Origin of the sequence: Chryseobacterium sp. SIMBA_029 (genome assembly GCF_046535275.1) — a bacterium.
In the GTDB taxonomy this organism is placed as follows: domain Bacteria; phylum Bacteroidota; class Bacteroidia; order Flavobacteriales; family Weeksellaceae; genus Chryseobacterium.
In genome coordinates, this window is the sequence record NZ_JAWRXA010000009.1 from 36461 (window position 1) to 55279 (window position 18819).

At 35.2% G+C, this 18819-nt stretch carries 15 protein-coding genes; 11 read left to right on the forward strand and 4 right to left on the reverse strand.

Annotated features, from left to right (window positions below; translation table 11 throughout):
* The first annotated feature begins 55 nt into the window (after nt 1–55).
* From SB679_RS16595 to recG, 7 genes are all read left to right on the forward strand, one after another.
* On the forward strand, nt 56–2185 hold the full coding sequence (locus tag SB679_RS16595) for a S9 family peptidase (protein ID WP_410703393.1): 2130 nt from the start codon (nt 56–58) through the stop codon (nt 2183–2185).
* A 145-nt stretch (nt 2186–2330) separates the two neighbouring features.
* A complete protein-coding gene (locus SB679_RS16600) occupies nt 2331–3986 on the forward strand; it encodes a peptide MFS transporter (protein WP_410703394.1) in 1656 nt (551 codons plus the stop codon).
* Nucleotides 3987–4120: 134 nt separating this feature from the next.
* On the forward strand, nt 4121–5875 hold the full coding sequence (locus SB679_RS16605) for a peptide MFS transporter (protein WP_410703395.1): 1755 nt from the start codon (nt 4121–4123) through the stop codon (nt 5873–5875).
* A gap of 197 nt (nt 5876–6072) precedes the next feature.
* The gene (locus SB679_RS16610) at nt 6073–6300 is read left to right on the forward strand and encodes a PDDEXK nuclease domain-containing protein (protein WP_410703396.1); all 228 of its coding nucleotides are present in this window, start codon (nt 6073–6075) and stop codon (nt 6298–6300) included.
* Between the two features lie 18 nt (nt 6301–6318).
* The gene (locus tag SB679_RS16615) at nt 6319–7830 is read left to right on the forward strand and encodes a peptide MFS transporter (RefSeq protein ID WP_410703397.1); all 1512 of its coding nucleotides are present in this window, start codon (nt 6319–6321) and stop codon (nt 7828–7830) included.
* Between the two features lie 39 nt (nt 7831–7869).
* Nucleotides 7870–8403 carry a thioredoxin family protein gene (locus tag SB679_RS16620; RefSeq protein ID WP_410703398.1) on the forward strand — a complete coding sequence of 178 codons (534 nt, stop codon included), beginning with the start codon at nt 7870–7872 and terminating at the stop codon, nt 8401–8403.
* A gap of 112 nt (nt 8404–8515) precedes the next feature.
* The gene (gene recG / locus SB679_RS16625; protein WP_410703399.1) at nt 8516–10600 is read left to right on the forward strand and encodes an ATP-dependent DNA helicase RecG; all 2085 of its coding nucleotides are present in this window, start codon (nt 8516–8518) and stop codon (nt 10598–10600) included.
* A gap of 621 nt (nt 10601–11221) precedes the next feature.
* Here the strand turns inward: recG and SB679_RS16630 are convergent.
* The 4 genes from SB679_RS16630 to dapA all read right to left on the reverse strand — a co-directional run bounded on the left by SB679_RS16630 (nt 11222) and on the right by dapA (nt 14048).
* Nucleotides 11222–11671 (reverse strand): response regulator, encoded by a 450-nt coding sequence (locus tag SB679_RS16630; protein WP_410703401.1) that lies wholly within the window; start codon nt 11669–11671, stop codon nt 11222–11224.
* Nucleotides 11664–12245: a helix-turn-helix domain-containing protein gene (locus SB679_RS16635; RefSeq protein WP_410703402.1), complete on the reverse strand. Its 582-nt coding sequence runs from the start codon at nt 12243–12245 to the stop codon at nt 11664–11666. Before SB679_RS16635 ends, SB679_RS16630 begins: the two co-directional genes overlap by 8 nt.
* A 284-nt stretch (nt 12246–12529) precedes the next feature.
* Complete coding sequence (locus tag SB679_RS16640) at nt 12530–13042, reverse strand: GNAT family N-acetyltransferase (RefSeq protein WP_410703403.1); 513 nt, start codon at nt 13040–13042, stop codon at nt 12530–12532.
* 133 nt (nt 13043–13175) lie between these two features.
* Nucleotides 13176–14048: a 4-hydroxy-tetrahydrodipicolinate synthase gene (gene dapA, locus SB679_RS16645; RefSeq protein ID WP_410703404.1), complete on the reverse strand. Its 873-nt coding sequence runs from the start codon at nt 14046–14048 to the stop codon at nt 13176–13178.
* 107 nt (nt 14049–14155) lie between these two features.
* Here dapA and SB679_RS16650 point away from each other — a divergent pair, with 107 nt between their 5' ends.
* From SB679_RS16650 to recO, 4 genes are read left to right on the forward strand one after another with little or no spacing between them, the layout of a single operon-like run.
* Nucleotides 14156–14911, forward strand: coding sequence for a 5'-nucleotidase C-terminal domain-containing protein (locus tag SB679_RS16650; protein ID WP_410703405.1), 756 nt, complete (start codon nt 14156–14158; stop codon nt 14909–14911).
* Nucleotides 14911–15861, forward strand: a complete 951-nt coding sequence (locus SB679_RS16655; RefSeq protein WP_410703406.1) for a bifunctional metallophosphatase/5'-nucleotidase — start codon at nt 14911–14913, stop codon at nt 15859–15861. Before SB679_RS16650 ends, SB679_RS16655 begins: the two co-directional genes overlap by 1 nt.
* 1 nt (nt 15862) lies before the next feature.
* Nucleotides 15863–18127, forward strand: a complete 2265-nt coding sequence (locus SB679_RS16660) for a hypothetical protein (protein WP_410703407.1) — start codon at nt 15863–15865, stop codon at nt 18125–18127.
* Nucleotides 18127–18813 carry a DNA repair protein RecO gene (recO, locus tag SB679_RS16665; protein ID WP_410703408.1) on the forward strand — a complete coding sequence of 229 codons (687 nt, stop codon included), beginning with the start codon at nt 18127–18129 and terminating at the stop codon, nt 18811–18813. Before SB679_RS16660 ends, recO begins: the two co-directional genes overlap by 1 nt.
* Nucleotides 18814–18819: the final 6 nt, after the last annotated feature.

Genomic DNA, 18819 nt, shown 5'->3' on the forward strand with positions numbered 1-18819 from the left:
TTTATATGGCTATCTTGATAAGAATTATTAAATTTGAAATCGATTAAAATTAGAAATGAAAAAAATCCTTTTAACTCTTACTGTTGCGGTGGCATTTCAAAATATGTCTGCACAGGAAATCACTTTAGATAAAATATACTCCGGATACTACCGTGGAAAAGGCATTGCCGGAATAACTTCCATGAAAAACGGGGAGAACTATCTGGTTATTGAACCGACAGGAATTGCCAAGTATTCATATAAAACTTCCCAGAAAGAAGGAAATATCGTTGACGGACAATATGAAAGCTATGAATTTTCTGATGATGAATCAAAAATATTATTGTTAACGGGAAGTCAGCCGATCTACAGACATTCTTTCTTAGGGAAATTTGAAGTTAAAGATTTAAAAACAGGAAAAACCATCAGCATTAATAACGGAAAGCCTATTCAGGAGCCAAGATTTTCACCTGATGCCTCAAAGATTGCTTTTATAGTAGATAATAATTTATTTTATCAGGATCTTACTTCAGAGAAAATCACGCAGATTACTGAACATGGTGTTAAAAATAAAATCCTTAACGGATTGGCAGACTGGGTATATGAAGAGGAATTCGGACATGCCAGACTGTATGACTGGACTAAGAATTCCGATGCGATAGTTTTCGTAAAATCTGATGAAAGCGAGGTTCCGGAAATCTATATTCCTATCTATGGAAAAACGCTATATCCATCTGAAATGCGTTATAAATATCCAAAAGCAGGAGAAAAAAACTCGGTTGTTTCTGCCCACATCTATCAATTGGATGGAGCTAAAAAAACAAAAATCAATTTAGACGGTTATAAAAATTATTATATTCCTAATGTGATCCAGACGGCAAAACCTGATGAGATCGTATTAATAACTTCTGAAAGAACCCAAAATGCTTCCGATGTTTTAAAAGTGAATACCAAAACAGGAGCTGTTCAGAAATTATTTACCGAAACAGATGAAAAATGGATTGATACAGACAATCCTACTTTAGAATTCCTGGAGGATAATTCTTTCCTTTGGGGCTCTGAAAGAGATGGAAACCGCCACTTATACTGGTATGACAAAGACGGTAAGCTGAAAAAACAGGTAACTAAAGGAAACTGGGAGGTAACCGATTATTACGGATACAATCCAACATCTAAAGAAATCTACGTCCAGACGACAGAAAAAGGAAGCATCAATAAAGTCGTTTCCAAGATCAATATCGAAAATGGAAAGTCACAGCTGATTTCCAATACGGACGGAAATAATTCCGCCAACTTCAGCAAAAACTATAATTATTTCATTGAAACATCTTCTACAGCTTCAAAACCGTACACTTATGTCTTAAAAGACGGAAACGGCAAAACGGTAAAAGAACTTCAGAACAATAATGACCAGCTTCAAAAGCTAAAATCAGATAATTTTGCTGAAAAAGAATTCATCACCATTCCAAATGCAGTGGGAGATCAGATGAATGCCTGGATCATAAAACCTAAAAACTTTGATAAAAACAAAAAATATCCATTGTTTATGTTCCAATATTCAGGCCCAGGTTCTCAGCAGGTTTCAAATTCTTGGGACAATGGAAACGCAATTTGGTTCGAAATGTTGGCACAAAAAGGATATATCATTGCTTGTGTTGATGGACGTGGAACAGGATATAAAGGCGCTAAGTTCAAAAAGGTAACCTACATGAATTTAGGGAAATACGAAATCGAAGATCAGATCACTGCTGCAAAATGGTTTGGAAACCAGTCTTATATCGATAAAACAAGAATCGGAATGTTCGGATGGAGTTTCGGAGGGTACATGACAAGTTTAGCCATGACAAAAGGTGCTGATGTATTCAAAGCCGGAATTGCTGTGGCACCTGTAACCAACTGGAGGTATTACGATTCAGTGTACACAGAAAGATTCTTAAGAACGCCACAGGAAAACCCTGATGGATATGATAAAAATTCTCCTACAGAATATGCAAATCTGTTAAAAGGGAACTTCCTGTTGATCCATGGAACTGCTGATGATAATGTACATTTTCAAAATTCTATGGAGTTTTCTGAAGCATTGATTCAAAATAAAAAGCAGTTTGAGTTTATGGCCTATCCGGATAAAAACCACGGAATTTATGGCGGACAGACAAGACCGCAGCTGTATCAGAAAATGACGGATTTTATTCTTAAGAATTTATAATCTGTATTGTAACAATGTAAAAAATCCTTTCAAATTGAATTTGAAAGGATTTTTTTATTTATTTTATTAATCGTTTTCTAAAGTATTATTTATTTTATCAATTAAAATTAAAAACTTATTTTTGGGAAATTTGAAATTTGAAACTATGAAGACTAAACATCCTAAAGGCCTGCCCTTTCTCTTTTTCACTGAAATGTGGGAACGTTTTGGGTATTATTTGATTCTCGGAATTTTTGTTCTGTACGTTATCGAACCGGCCGGTGTAAAGGGTGGTTTAGAACTTCCCGACAAAACTGCTGATGATATTTTCGGAACTTATATTGCTCTGACGTATCTGACTCCTTTTATCGGAGGTTTTTTGGCAGACAGAGTGTTGGGATATATCAAATCTATTTATTTAGGCGGAATTCTAATGGCCGCAGGATATATCGGTATGGGTGTTTTCAAAGAATTGCCTTTGTTTTACGGATCTTTAGCATTAATCATCATTGGAAACGGTTTCTTTAAACCTACCATTTCTACCTTATTAGGAAATCTATATTCTGAAGAACCTTATAAGGCCAATAAGGACTCCGGATACAATATTTTCTATATGGGAATTAATATCGGAGCATTTATCTGTAATATTATCGCCGCCTTCATGCGAAATAAATTTGGCTGGGGTGAGGCATTCATTACGGCTGGTGTTGGAATGCTGATCGGGATGGTTATTTTTACCATCGGAAGAAAACATTATATTCATGCTGCACAGATGAAACCTGTACAGGAAGGAGATACAAAGCTTTCTGAAATTATGCTTAAAGTCTTTGTTCCCGCAATAATTGCCGGGGTAATTGGATGGTTCATTCCTAATAATATCTTCGGAAGCGACAGCACTGATGCCTTTATTTTTGCCTGCGTTCCTGTTATTTATTTTTATGCTTCCTTATACTTTAAAGCAAAACCTGAAGAGAAAGCTTCTATTGGCGCCCTCTTATCTGTATTTATGATCAGTATGTTCTTCTGGGCAGTTTTCAAACAAAACGGAACAGCTTTAACAAGATGGGCGAATTATTACACCGACCGAAGTGTCCCCGCATCATTAGAAAAACCATTGGAAGACATTTATATGGTGGAAGGAAAAAGCTACAAAGACAAAGAAGTTCCGGTGTATAATGAGCAGTATCAATCCAAAAAGGATAAAGATGGAAAACCAGTTAAAGAAATAGGAAAAGACATTTACTTTAAAAACATTTCCCCTGAACAGCGGGCTGCATTAGAACAAAACCCTGAAAAACAGGTTTTTCTCTACAATACTGAACTCTTCCAGTCTATCAACCCGTTCTGGGTGATTGCTTTAACTCCTGTAGTGGTTGGTTTCTGGGCATTACTGAGAAGAAAAGGGAAAGAACCATTAACGCCTACAAAAATTGTTCTGGGATTATTTATTTCTGCACTTTCCTGTCTGGTTATGGTATTGGCCGTGATGGCCGGGGAAAATGGAGCGGTCAAAGTTTCGGCAGTATGGCTGGTGGCAGGCTATGGAGTCATCACAGTTGGAGAGCTTTGTCTTTCCCCAATGGGATTATCTTTCGTTTCTAAATTGTCTCCTGCTAGGATCACAGCCCTGATGATGGGAGGATTCTTCCTTGCCAACTCGGTAGGAAACAAGCTTTCCGGAATTCTGGCAAGCACCTGGTACAATTATGACAACAAAATGAATTATTTCCTGGTGAACTTCGCATTACTGATATTCGCCACATTATTAGGACTTTCCATGTTAAAAAGATTAAATAAAATCATGAAAGAAAAAGGACATTAATCTCCTGTTTTTCATACATAATATAAAGCTGTAGTACTATTCTACGGCTTTTTTGTTTAATTATAAAATTAAAACCTTGCCAAAAACTCAAAAAAAACTATATTTGTCAGTCTTAACAAAAATTAACAATAGAAATGGATAATATTGAAGCATTAAGTCCGAAACCGGATGAATTTGTAGAGAATAAGGGTTCCAGACATCCAAAGGGATTATGGGTTCTTTTCGGAACAGAAATGTGGGAGCGTTTCAACTTTTACGGGATGAGAGCGCTTTTGACGCTTTTCATGGTAAATTCCCTATTAATAAAAGAAGCGGATGCGGCAATCATTTATGGTGGATTTTTAGCTTTATGTTATCTTACCCCTCTTTTGGGTGGTTTTATTGCTGATAAATATATCGGAAACAGAAATGCCATTATTATTGGAGGTTCATTAATGGCAATTGGTCAGTTTTTATTATTCATCAGTGCCTCAAGTTTCTCCGCAGATATAGGAAGTGCGAAAACAATTATGTGGTTGGCATTATTCGTTATTATTTTCGGTAACGGATTCTTCAAACCAAACATTTCCTCAATGGTAGGAAGTCTTTATCCTAAACAGGAAAAATCTAAATTAGACTCAGCTTTCACGATTTTCTACATGGGAATCAACATTGGAGCGTTCCTGGGACAGTTCATTTGCCCTTATGTAGGAGACGTAAAAGATGCCACAACGGGAGTAAGAGATATTTTTGCTTTTAAATGGGGATTCTTAGCTGCTTCAATTGCCATGGTAGTTGGAACAATAACGTTCTTTATCCTTAAAAACAAGTATGTAGTAACGCCGGAAGGAAGACCTATCGGTGGATTACCAAAAAATAATACAAGTGCAGATTTTGAAGAAGGAGAAACGCAGACAGCAAAATTTACTGGAGCATCATTAGGAATTACCGGAGGTATTTTCGTTGTTTTATTCTTCGTTTTCAGATACTTACTTGTAGGTGAATTTGGGTTTAAAGCTGTGGAAATGGGGCAATTAATCAAAGGAATTATTTATCCTTTCATTTATGCTGCAGGTATTGCTTTGGCGTTCTTAATTATGAGTTCTGCTGAAAACAAGATAGAAAGACAAAGAATTTGGGTAATTTATATCGTATCATTCTTCATTATTTTCTTCTGGGCAGCTTTCGAGCAGGCAGGATCTTCATTAACATTTATCGCAGATAACCAAACAGACAGAAGTATTTTCGGATGGAATATGCCACCGTCAATGGTGCAGATTTTCAACGGTATTTTCGTTGTATTATTGGCAGTTCCTTTCAGTTTATGTTGGGATAAATTAAGAGCCAAAGGAAAAGAACCAGTTTCTCCAATGAAACAGGCAATGGGACTAGCTTTAATTGCTTTAAGTTATTTCATTATCGCGCATAACGTAAAAGATCTTGGAAATTCAGGATTATTAGCGATCAAATGGTTAATGCTTTTATATTTCATTCAAACTTGTGGTGAACTTTGTTTATCTCCAATCGGTTTATCTTTGGTAGGTAAATTAGCTCCAAAAAGATTCGCATCTTTATTATATGGTGTATTCTTTATTTCTAATGCTGCCGGTTATGCATTGGCTGGTTCATTAGGAGCATTGATTCCTGCAACTGGTGATAAATTCTCTAAAGCACAGGAAATCGGAGTCAATCTTCAAGATGTTTTAGATAAAAAAGTGACATTAAATGCTGCTCAGGTTGCAGCATTTGAAAAAGCTCAACTACCTTTAGCAAATCCAACTTTTGCAGGAGTTGAAATTCACAACTTATTCGAATTCTTTATGGTATTCGTTGTATTGTGTGGTATCGCAGCTGTAATTTTAGCTTTAATTTCACCAATCTTAAAGAAAATGATGAACGGTGTAAACTAACCGTATCAATAAAATATAAGTAAAACCTCTGCTAAGTCAGAGGTTTTTTTTATTTTCGTACGATGGAAATCTCCGAAGATTCTTTATATCAAAACAACTGGAACTACAGAGATCTGAAAAGACAAATTAATTCTCTTGTATTTAAAAACCGGAGAACTTTCTCATCAGGATATTGGACAAATTGATATGTATGTAGAATGTATGATGACATGAAAAGAAATGAAGGCGATAATCCTACCATAGGCATTTTACTCTGCTCAGAAAAAGATGAAACCATCGTAAAGTACTCCGTTCTTAACGACAAAAATAACCTCTTTGCAAGTAAATATTTGTTGTACCTTCCGAAAGAAGAAGAATTAAAGCAAATCATCGATCAGGACAGAATCCGTTTCGAACTTGATCAGGAAAATAATCACTCAAACTAAAATAATTATAAAGCAATTATGAGCTTAACTTTAGATGAAATACAAAATTTCAAAGGAAAATATCCAAAACAAATATGGAGCTTATTTTTCTCTGAAATGTGGGAACGCTTTTGTTTCTACGGAATGCGCGGAATGCTGGTTTTCTTCATGATCTCCCAGCTTAATTTCCACGAAAAGGAAGCCAATCTTCAATATGGCGCCACCCAGGCATTTGTGTATGCCTTTACTTTTATAGGCGGCCTATTTGCAGATAAAATTCTAGGTTTCCGAAAATCTCTGTTTTGGGGCGGACTCTTAATGATTGTTGGAAGTTTAATTCTAGCAACCGATCCGCATAAGTTCTTCTTTCTGGGAATTGCATTTACCGTTGTAGGAACCGGTTTCTTTAAACCGAATATTTCATCAATGGTTGGCCAGCTTTATAAACCCAATGATTCAAGAGCTGATGCCGGATTTTCCCTTTTTTATGCCGGGATTAATCTTGGTGCTTTACTGGGTGGATACCTTTGTATTGCCATAGGTAAAGGAGAAATACTGGGCAATACCATCCCGGAAAGTATGCGATGGAATGTAGCTTTCGGTCTGGCGGCTATCGTAATGGTCATTAGTTTGATTAATTTTGTTTTCACGCAAAGAAGCCTTGGAACGATAGGGCTTCAGCCGGGACACCCCAACAATGAAACAAAGTCAGCTCCTATCGCAAAATGGCAGGAATACGGCGTGTATATTTTATCATTAATTTTCGTTCCGATTATTATGATTATGGTTGCAAAGACCCAGTATACAGACTATTTTATGTATACCATTGGGCCGCTAACCCTGATCTATTTGTTCTATGAAATGACAAAAGTAACGGCTGCAGAACGTAAAAAACTATGGGCAGCACTGGTATTCATTTTATTCTCTATCCTGTTCTGGGGAATTTATGAGCAAAGTGGTGGTTCATTAAGTATTTTTGCTGCTAAAAATTTAAATAAAGATCTTCTTGGATTGGATCCTAACGGAGTCAACAATTCCGGAGGTGCATTTTTCATCATTTTCTTAGCGCCTATTATCGGTCTGCTATGGATATGGCTGAATAAAAGAAAGATAGAGCCTAATACCATCATTAAATTCGGTCTTGGATTTATCTTCCTGGGAATCGGTTATTATGTTTTATTTGCTACTAAATTCTTTGCGAATTTACAAGGCATCACCTCATTGAACTTTTTTACCATTGCTTTATTAGTAATTACCCTAGGTGAGCTTTGCCTCTCTCCTATCGGATTATCAATTATGACCAAGCTTTCTACCAAAAATCTTCAGGGAATGATGATGGGAATGTGGTTTCTTGCATCAGCATATGGACAGTATGTGGCAGGAATTATTGGAGCAGGTCTTGCAACAGCAAAAAAAGGAGCAACCAACTATGATGTTTTAATCACTTATACTGATGGATATAAACAATTAGGATTATATGCCGTGATTGCCGGTGTGGTACTAATTTTGATATCTCCGTTTGTGAAAAAATTAATGCAGGATGTAAAATAGTCATACGTATTATGCTTAATTTTACTTAAATATCAAATTATGAAAAAAATATTAAGCATATTACTTCTTTTTTCGCTCACCTTTAGTTTTGCACAAATCAAATGGATGACCATTGAGGAAGCTTTGCAAGCCCAAAAAGAAAATCCCAAAAAAATACTGATCGATTTTTATGCAGACTGGTGCGGTCCCTGTAAAATTATGGAGAAAAAAACCTATGGTCATCCCGTTATTGCTGATATTTTAAATGCAAATTATTATGCTGTAAAATTTAATGCAGAAGAGAAAAAGTCTATGGAGATTTTCGGGAGAACATTTACAAATCCTAATACGGAGCATAAAAAAGGAAAAAATTCACTTCATGAATTCACCCAGTATATGAATGTAGGCGCTGTCCCAAGTACTGTTTTTCTTGATGAAAACGGAGGTCCGATTACCATACTTCAAGGGGAATTATCTGCAAAAGAGCTGGAACCATATTTAGAAATGATTTCCACCAATCTTTTCAAAAAAATAAAAACACGGGACCAGTGGGAAGATTACCAGAAAAAGTTTAAATCTAAAATAAAAGATTAATACAGAAGACCTTCAGAAATTGAGGGTCTTTTTTTATCAATATTTTTTCACTTTTCCGCGTCGCAAATTTTAAACTTTAGCCTATTTTCACGAAATTAGTGCCCATTTTTAAATGACGTTAGAGACATCCATAGAATATGTAAAAGGTATCGGTCCTGAAAAAGCCAAACTCATCAAAAGTGTGTTGGGCATTTCTACGGTGGAAGATCTTTTAACCTTCTATCCGATCCGGTATCTCGATAAAAGCAAAGTGTACAAAATTTCCAATCTTCAGGAAAGTACATTGGAACTTCAGCTCAAAGGAAAAATTACCCATGTTCAGGAAATCCAGACAGGAAAAGTAAAGAGGCTTACTGCAAAATTCAATGATGATACCGGAACCATGGATCTGGTATGGTTTCAGTATTCAAAATGGATGAAGGAGCAGCTTCCTATTAACCGTGAAATCTATATTTTCGGGAAGATCAATGTGTTCAACAATCAATATTCCATGCCTCATCCTGAGATTGAAATTGAGGAAAAGAAAGAAGGTGATCACCGATTAAGTCCCATATATCCTAGTTCAGAAAAATTAACCAAAAGAGGGTTAAACCAAAGATTTTTTCAGACTGTTTTAAAAAATGTCTGTAAAGAAATTCCAAATCTCATCCAGGAAAATTTTCCGGATTATATGATAAAAGCTTTTAAGTTTTTATCCAGACAGCACACATATTTGAATATTCATTTTCCAAAAGATATGGAATATGTTGAAAAGGCTGACAATCGATTAAAATTTGAAGAATCATTCTTTTTCCAATTGGGTTTTGGTTTGAAAAAACTTCATCATAAAACGCAGTCATTCGGTAATTCCTTTCCGATCGTAGGAGATTATTTTACCAATTTTTATCAGAATCATCTTCCCTTTGAATTGACCAATGCCCAAAAAAGGGTATTAAAGGAAATTCGCCTGGATATGAAAAGGCCTATCCAGATGAACAGACTGCTTCAGGGCGATGTGGGCTCAGGAAAAACGATGGTTGCTTTACTTACTATGCTTATTGCCATGGATAACGGTTTTCAAAGCTGTCTGATGGCCCCCACTGAAATTCTTGCACAACAGCATTACAATGGGATAAAAGATCTGTTGGAAGGGACAGGAATCAATATCAGGATCTTAACCGGTTCGTCCAAAGCTTCTCAAAGAAAGATCATTCATGAAGAACTTGAAAATGGTACACTTTCTATTTTAGTAGGAACTCATGCGGTGTTAGAAGATAAAGTAAAATTTAAAAATCTTGGTCTGGCTATTATTGATGAGCAGCACAGATTTGGGGTTGCTCAACGGGCCAAGCTTTGGGCTAAGAATAGAATCCCGCCGCATATTCTTGTGATGACCGCCACGCCTATTCCCAGGACATTGGCTATGAGTTTTTATTCTGATCTTGATGTTTCGGTGATTGATGAGATGCCGGTAGGAAGAAAACCTATTATAACAGCTCACAGACGTGAAAAAGACAGGACTTTTGTTTATAATTTCTGCAGAGACGAGATCAGGAAAGGAAGACAGGTTTATTTTGTATATCCTCTCATCGAGGAATCTGAAACCTTAGATTACAAAAATCTAATGGATGGATTGGAGCATGTGATGAATTCTTTTTCAGATTATAATGTGACCATGCTGCATGGAAAAATGAAACCTGATGAAAAAGATGCTGCCATGAATTATTTTGCATCCGGAAAAGCTGAAATCATGGTAGCTACTACGGTTATTGAAGTAGGGGTCAATGTTCCCAATGCTTCGGTAATGGTCATTGAAAGTGCTGAAAGATTCGGTTTATCACAGCTTCATCAGCTTCGTGGACGTGTAGGCCGGGGTGCTGAACAGAGTTACTGTATTTTGATGACTTCTGATAAGTTGTCTAAAGAAAGCAGAACCCGTATCAAAACGATGACTGAAACCAATGATGGGTTTAAAATTTCTGAAGTTGACATGCAGCTTCGTGGACCCGGAGATATTTTGGGTACTCAGCAAAGCGGTGTGGTAGATTTTAAGAAACTGGATCTGGTAAATGATTCAGCAATTATTAAAGCGACTAAAGATGCAGTAGAAAAAATCCTTGAAAATGATCCATTGCTTGTAAAACCGGACAACCTCATCATCAAGAATTACTATGTAAGATATTATAAGGGTAAAAATAAATGGAGTAAAATTTCATAAAAAAACCGCGAAAAGAAATCTTCCCGCGGCCCCCTTATAAAACTGTTATTTAGAAGAAATTACTTTTGATTTTTTCAAAAAAACTTATTTTAATAGCCATAGCTTAATATCTTGTGATTTGGTGATGTGGTGTGAAAATATTTATATATTATTTGAAAATATTTTTGGGCTATAACTATTAAAATAAATTATAAAAAAACAAAATGAATTACTTTTCCAACTTGCTTATTATAAAAACTAACTGTGTCTGAGTTGAAGGATTTGGGAATGAAACGAATAAAAATATCCTCCAGCTCTTCTCAAGTTTTCATGATTGTACCGTTTTGTTTAAAGATCTTCTGCGCTTTATAGTTGGAAATTAATATAATCCATTTTGTTTAACTAACATTGTGACTAATATAATTTAGTTTCTCATTCGAAACAATTATCTTTTCAAACATTTACTGATTTTATATATAATAAATTTGTGTCGCTTATTTACAGTTACAAAATTGCAACTATTCACCTGAAAAGCTTTTACATTATTTCTATTATTAGTTATAAAATTTTCACCTAAGTGTGAATATTATGTAACAAATACTATCCTTTTTATTCAAATACAGGTAACATTTACCCATATAATTACCCTACTTTCATCATGAAATTATCAATATTCAATCCCGAAGTATGATACTGCCAGTTGATGGTGATCACGTCTGTAAGAATCTTTTTCAGCGCCTCATAAGCCTCAGGTTTTTTAATGAAGATATTGGCTCCTTTTACAAAAACACCTTCAATTTCATCCTCAGAAAGCAGATGAGAGTATACCGCTGTCACAATATTACTGAATCTGAAGTCCATTTTTATTTCATCCAGACATTCCATACTGCTCTTCTTGGTAATTTCGTATTTCATAAATACAATTTCAGGAATAAGAGCATCATCGCTGTTCAGGTATTCCATCAGATTATCTCCATTGGTAAAACACTGCACCTTCACCCCTACTTTTAAATCTTTAAATATGCTTTTAAAGAATATTAAATTCCCTTCATCTTCGTCTACCACTATTACGTTCAGAAATTCTTTATTCATAGAGCATTTTTGAATTGATAACCAAACTCTGGGCTTTCCGTCTCTTCATAATGATTTTATGAAACTGGGAAGGGGTAATCCCTGTTGTATTTTTAAACTGTGTACTCAAATGGGCAACACTGGAATAATTTAATTTATGGGCAATTTCCGTAAGGCTTTGCTTATTGCTGATGATTAATTCTTTTGCGTATTCTATTTTCTGCAGAATAATAAAATTTTCTATCGACGTATAGGTAACCTCAGAAAATAAATTGGAAAGGTACCCATAACTGTGCTTCAACTTCTCTGCAATATAAATAGAAGCCTTTACGGGAATAATTTCGTTAGAAAACACAAGCTCTGCAATGGCATCTTTTATTTTCTGTACCAAAGCTGTTTTCTGGCTTTCAATAATTTCTATCCCATAGTCTTTAAGATTTTTCTTGAAAACACTATGCTGCTCTTGTGTAAAAGATTCATAGAATTCTACCTCACCAAAGTTCAGCAGTCGGTATTTAAGCCCCTGCTCTTTAAGTTTTTCATCCAACACTTTCTTACAGAGAGCATTGAAATCAAATTTTACGTACATTTTCATCCTAGTATAAGTGTGATAAATTTTAAGTAAATATAAGGATTTATTTCAATCTAAAGTGAAATAGGGTATTTTTTTTAACATTAAAATTGATCACGAAAAATTCCTGTATTATTAAATACAGGAATTTAAACACTAAGGATGAAAAAAAATACACTGATAAAAAGCTTAATAGCTTAAAACCAAGCATATGAATGTATTGTTATGAAGTGATTTGGTTCTGATACAAAGATGATCTAAAAAATCACATCACTTGTTATAGAATTATAGGATAATGTTATAGAATTTTAAGTCAAATTGTCGTGAATTAAAAACTCCATTAAGTAATCGTCCATGACAAACCCATTACCAATATCGAAAACACCTTCTCCATATACTGTATATCCTTGGGATTCGTAGAATGCTTTTGCAGAATTATACTTGTTTACATTCAAAATAATCCTACGGTCACCGCTTTCAGAAACTTTCTCAGTTAAAAATGTCAGGGCTTTTTTTCCCAATCCTTTTCCTTTACTTTCGGGAACCAGATAAATACGGTGAAGCTTTGTTGTACCTTCTTCATAGCTATTCTCATACCCTATAAAACCGTCATAGAGGCCATCCTTTTCATCCAAAATCATATAATAATGATAATTGGATTGCTGCAAATGACTTAAAATCTCATCATCCGAATACATGGTATCAAGCATATACTCCATCTGCTCACCGGAGAGAATATCTGCATAAGCATTTTCCCATGATCTTTTTGCCAATTCCTGTATTAAAGGAATGTCCTGTTCTGTTGCCTTTCTTAATTTCATGTTTTTAGTAATTAAAAAAGTGAAAAGCGTGTTGCTTTTCACTTATATTGTTGATCAATAATGGATAATCAATTGTAAGTTCACTGGTAAATGAAAATCATTTAAGAAATTAGAACTGATCATATAATCATTCTTAGATATTTGCCATTTCAGCTTTTATCTTGGTATATAATCCTTCTGATGCCGGAACCAGAGGAAGTCTTAAATAATTTTTAACAATCCCTTTTTCTACCAGTACTGCTTTAACACCACAAGGGTTTCCTTCAGCAAAAATCAAACGGATCATCTCCACCAATTTATTGTGAATTTCATAAGCTTCCTGTACTTTTCCTTCGAAAGCAAGCTGTACCATCGTAGTAAACTCCTTAGGATAAGCCTGGCCTATTACAGAAATAACACCGTCTCCACCAGCCAATGTTACCGGAAGTGTGTATTCATCATCACCGGAAACCAAAGAAAATCCTTCAGGCTTCTTTCTTAAGATATCAAAATACTGAAGAATGTTCGGTGCTGCTTCTTTGATCAGGAATAAATTAGGAAATTCTTTTGCCAAACGGATAGTTGTATCCGCTTCCAGGTTTTGTCCCGTTCTTGAAGGAACGTTATAAATAATGATATTTTTACCTGTTGAAGCAAGTGCTTTATAATGTTGGTAAAGCCCTTCCTGATTAGGTTTATTATAATACGGAGATACTGACAGAACAGCTTCAAAAGCTGACAAATCTGTTTCTTCAATCTGTTTCTTTACTTCAAGAGTATTGTTTCCACCGATTCCCAGGACAAGGGGAAGGCGTTTACCATTTACTTTAATGATATGATCTACTACCTGTTTCTTCTCTTCGGTAGAAAGTGTTGCAGCTTCCGCTGTAGTTCCTAATACAACTAAATAATTGATTCCGTTCTCGATATTATATTCAACAAGTTTCGTTAAACTATCAAAATCAACGGATAAATCTTCATTAAAGGGTGTTATTAACGCAACACCTACTCCTTTTAAAATGTTCATCTGCTAGAATTATTTTCTTCAAATTTAATAATTTAGACTAAGAATTTATAATAAATAATAATGTTTTATTATACATATAATTATATTTGCATATACTAAAAGAGATTATGAAAAATAAATTCTTATTACTGGGAATTTCTCTGACTGTTCTTACTGCCTGCAAGACGGCTTCTTTGCAGGTATATAATGTGCAGACACAGAAAAACATTTCTATTAATAACGAGCTGAAGAATGATGAAGATTTTGTAAAAATTATCGAACCTTATAAGCAAAAATTGGATAAAGAGATGAATCAGAAAATCTCTCATACCAATACAGACCTTACCAAGCAGGGAGATAACAGTAACCTAGGAAATCTTTTAGCAGATTATACATTCGATGGAGCTGATCAATGGGCAAAGTCCAAGCTTAACAAAAATGTAGATGCCGCGCTGATTAATATCGGAGGAATCCGTACTACGATTGGAAAAGGCGATATTCTTTTGAAAAGCGTTTTTGAGGTAATGCCTTTTGAAAATGAAGTGATTATCGTTAAAATGAAAGGGACTGATCTTCAGGGACTTTTTGATTATTACGCAAAAACTCAGGTGAACAATCCTGTGTCCCATTTATATATTGAAACAAATAACGGACAGTTATCAAAGTCTTTAATCAACGGAAAACCTGTAAATCCTAATCAGGATTATTACATTGCCACGTCAGATTATCTTGCTCTAGGTGGCGACAACATGAAGTTCTTCGCAAAAGGGGAATCAATTCCTACCGGAATCCGGTTAAGAGATTTATTTATTGACTATTTCAAGAAAAATGCTGAAGTAGTATCTAATAATGATGTTCGTTTAAATTTTATTGGCAAAAAGTAATGGATAGAAAAAGTTTTTTAAAAGCAATAAGCGGCGGAACTTTAGCAATGGCTTTAGCTCCCAATATGATGATGGCAGAGGATTTGAAATTCAGCGGGATAACATCTGCAAGAAAACTGACTATTCTTCATACCAATGACCAGCACAGTAGAATCGAGCCTTTTGACGAAAGCTATACAAAAAATCCTAATCAGGGAGGTTTTGCAAGAAGAGCAAGCCTGATTCAGAAAATTCGAAGTCAGGAAAGCAATGTATTGCTGCTTGATTCCGGAGACATTTTCCAGGGAACTCCTTATTTCAATTTTTTTGGAGGTGAACTTGAGTTTAAATTAATGTCTATGATGAAGTATGATGCTTCTACAATGGGGAATCATGACTTTGACAATGGTTTGGATGGTTTTTTAAAGGTGTTGCCTAATGCTCAATTCCCTTTTATCTGCTCCAACTATGATTTTAAAAATACAGTTTTGGATGGAAAAACCGCTCCGTATAAAATTTTTAATAAAGATGGAATTAAAGTCGGGATTTTTGCAGTAGGAATACAATTGGACGGGCTTGTAGGTAAGAAACAATATGGGGAAACTGTTTATTCAGATCCCATTGATGTGGCACAGCATTATTCAAATTTCCTTAAAAATGAACAGAAATGTGATCTTGTCATCTGCCTTTCACACATCGGCTATGACTATAAAGATGAACCCAATAAAGTAAGTGACAAAATTCTGGCAGCCAAAACAGAAAATATCGATATTATACTGGGCGGTCATACCCATACTTTTTTACCTGAACCGCAAACCTATACCAACAGGCAAGGAAAAAATGTGCTGGTTAATCAGGTAGGATGGGCAGGTCTTCTTTTAGGCAGAATAGATTTTCACTTTGATTCTAATAAAAATATACAGCATATTTCCTGGAATAATCAGGTAATCGACAGCAGCATAATCGCATAATATGAAAAAACTTTATATAATTTCTCTTGGTATTTTAGCATCCCTGCAATTGACAAATGCACAGACCATTTCATCAAAAAAGTGGACTGATCTTTTTTCCTACAATAATGTCTTAGCTATGAAAGAAGACAATGGAAAAATAGTAGCTGCTACAGAAAACGGGATATTCTATTATACAACCTCAACAGGAGAGATTACAAAGTTGTCGAAAGCCAATGGCCTCCATGATGTAAGCATCACCGCTTTTGATTATAATCCGAAAACAAAAATTGGCCTTATCGGATATGAGAACGGTTCACTAGATGTCATTACCCCACAAGAAGTCAAATATGTGGTAGATATTCCTATTGCCGCAAGCTATAATGGAAGCAAAAAAATAAATCATATTTCTATCACAGGAGATCAGGCTGTGGTTTCGGTAGGATATGGTGTTTCAATATTTAATTTAAAGAAAAAAGAATTTGGAGATTCTGCATTTTTTTTAAGCGGAGGTGTTTATGAAGCAAGTAATGAAGCAACAATCTTTGGAAATAAAGTCTATACTGTTACTAATACCGGACTGAAAAGTCATGAAATGAATACTACATTTCCAGTATTTTCAACCTGGACTACAGAAGTTCCCGGATCATTTAAACACATTGATTCGGAATCCGGGCTCGTTTTTTCTTCAGCTACTGCTGCATTTATGTACAATAATGGTACTGCAACAGCTCTTCCTATTACCTTTGGAAATATTCACGACGTAATTACTACAAATGATAATATCATAATCACCGACCAAAACAGAATATATACATTTAACACTAACGGAATGGCTCAGGCTACAGTAAGCGTAGGGGAAGAATGTAACACTGCTACAATGGTGGGCGGAAAAGTGTATGGTGGGACCATATTATCAGGAATAAAAGATGAAGCCAATACTACCTATAAACCTTCCGGTCCTTATCTTAACTATGCCTACAAAATGAATTTGTACGATAATAATCAGATGCTTGTTTCTTCGGGTGCAAGAGGAGATAGATATGGTGCACAGGTTTTAAACCCAAAAAATCCAGGATTTTATTATTTTAACGGCTCAGAATGGCTTTATTCTTCTTACTTTACCGGAAATCCAATATCATTTAATATCCTGGATGCAGTTATCAACCCTATGGATAATAATGAAATACTTTTTACAAATTACACCTATTTTAATCAAGGAATCTATAAAGTGAAGTATAATTCTACCAATAAGGATTTCGACTTTGTAAAGCATTATGACCTGGTAGCCAATGACCCTTATTATTACCGCCCTGTAGGTTTCGTAAGTGATAATGAAAATAATCTTTTTGTAAGTTTTGGGTTCAACTTTGGAAATGGTTCATTAGGTATTTATGACAAATCAGCAGATAATTTTATTGTAAAGAAATTCGATTTCACAAGTGACGGAATTCAGAAACCTTTGCTTTATGAGGGAATGTTATGGATTCCTATGCCCAGAACAAGTAATTTTATGGTTTACGACTATAAAAATACAGCAACCAATACTTCCGATGATGTCGAATATGTATTAGCAGAATCTAACGGATTTGCTGGTAATTCAAGAGGCACATTATCTATCGCTATTGATAAATCAGGTGATGCGTGGATAGGTACAGACAGTGGATTAAGAATATTATCTAATGCAGCAACAGAAATAAAAGGAACTAACCCAGAAGTAAACCCTATTATCATTGAACAAGGCGGGCTTGGTGAAGAACTTTTCAGAGATGCTCAGATTCTTCAGATAGAAGTAGATGCAGGTGATCATAAATGGGTATCCGTAGATGGTGGTGGGGTATATTATCTATCAGCTGATGGCCAGCAGACCATAAAACATTTCACAAAGGAAAATTCACCACTGCCAACCAACAGTGTAACAGATATCAAAGTAGACCGAAAGACTGGTAAAGTATATTTTGCTACTTACAGTGGTATCGTAGCCTATCAAAGTGATGTTTCTGATGTTAACTCCAATTTTGGAAATGTCGTAGTCTATCCAAATCCTGTTGTATATTCTAATTTCAAAGGAAAAGTAACAATTAAAGGACTGGCAGAAAAAACAAATATCAGAATTGCCGATGCGGCAGGAAATGTAGTACATTCAGCAGTAGCAAGAGGTGGCTATTATGAATGGGATCTTAATAATGTAAGAGGTACCAGAGTAGCTTCCGGAATCTATTTTGTACTGATGACCAATGAAGATGGCTCTGATAAAGCTACTGCAAAAATAGCTGTAGTTAATTAATGAATTCACAAAACGGATTTTTACTTTCGTTCATCAAATACGGAGAAAACGATGCCGTCCTTCACTGTTTTACAGAAGAGGACGGCTTTCAAACTTACTTCCTAAAAGGAATCTATTCCAAAAGAAATAAAAAGAAAGCCCTGCTTTTACCTTTAAGCAAGCTTAATTTTACAACTAACCCAGTTAAAGGCAACGGAATACCCGCGGTATCAAAATTTGAACTGATAGAAAACAATGATATCTATACGGATATCAAAGTAAATACGGTTATATTTTTTGTTTCAGATTTTTTAAACCAAATTCTTAAACATGAAAATAAAAATCCTGGTATATTCTCTAGCATTGATCAATTCATAGCCGAACTGACAAATAAAAACTATCAGTCCCACCTGCTGTTTCTCATTGCTATATTAAAAATTCAGGGAATTGCGCCGTTAGTCAATAACGGGAAATACCTCGATCCAGAAACAGGAACTTTTGCTGTTGGTGCTTCCCATCAGCTATTTAATGAAGAAATTTCCACGTTATGGAAAAATGCGGTTTCCTCTGAAAACCTCTACCATATAAAAATCCCGGCTTCTTTACGGAAAGATTTTCTGGACAGCCTTTTGGTATATTACCATTACCACATTACAGACTTCAGAATACCGGCTTCACTTGAAGTTATTCAACAGATTTTTGAATAATGGATG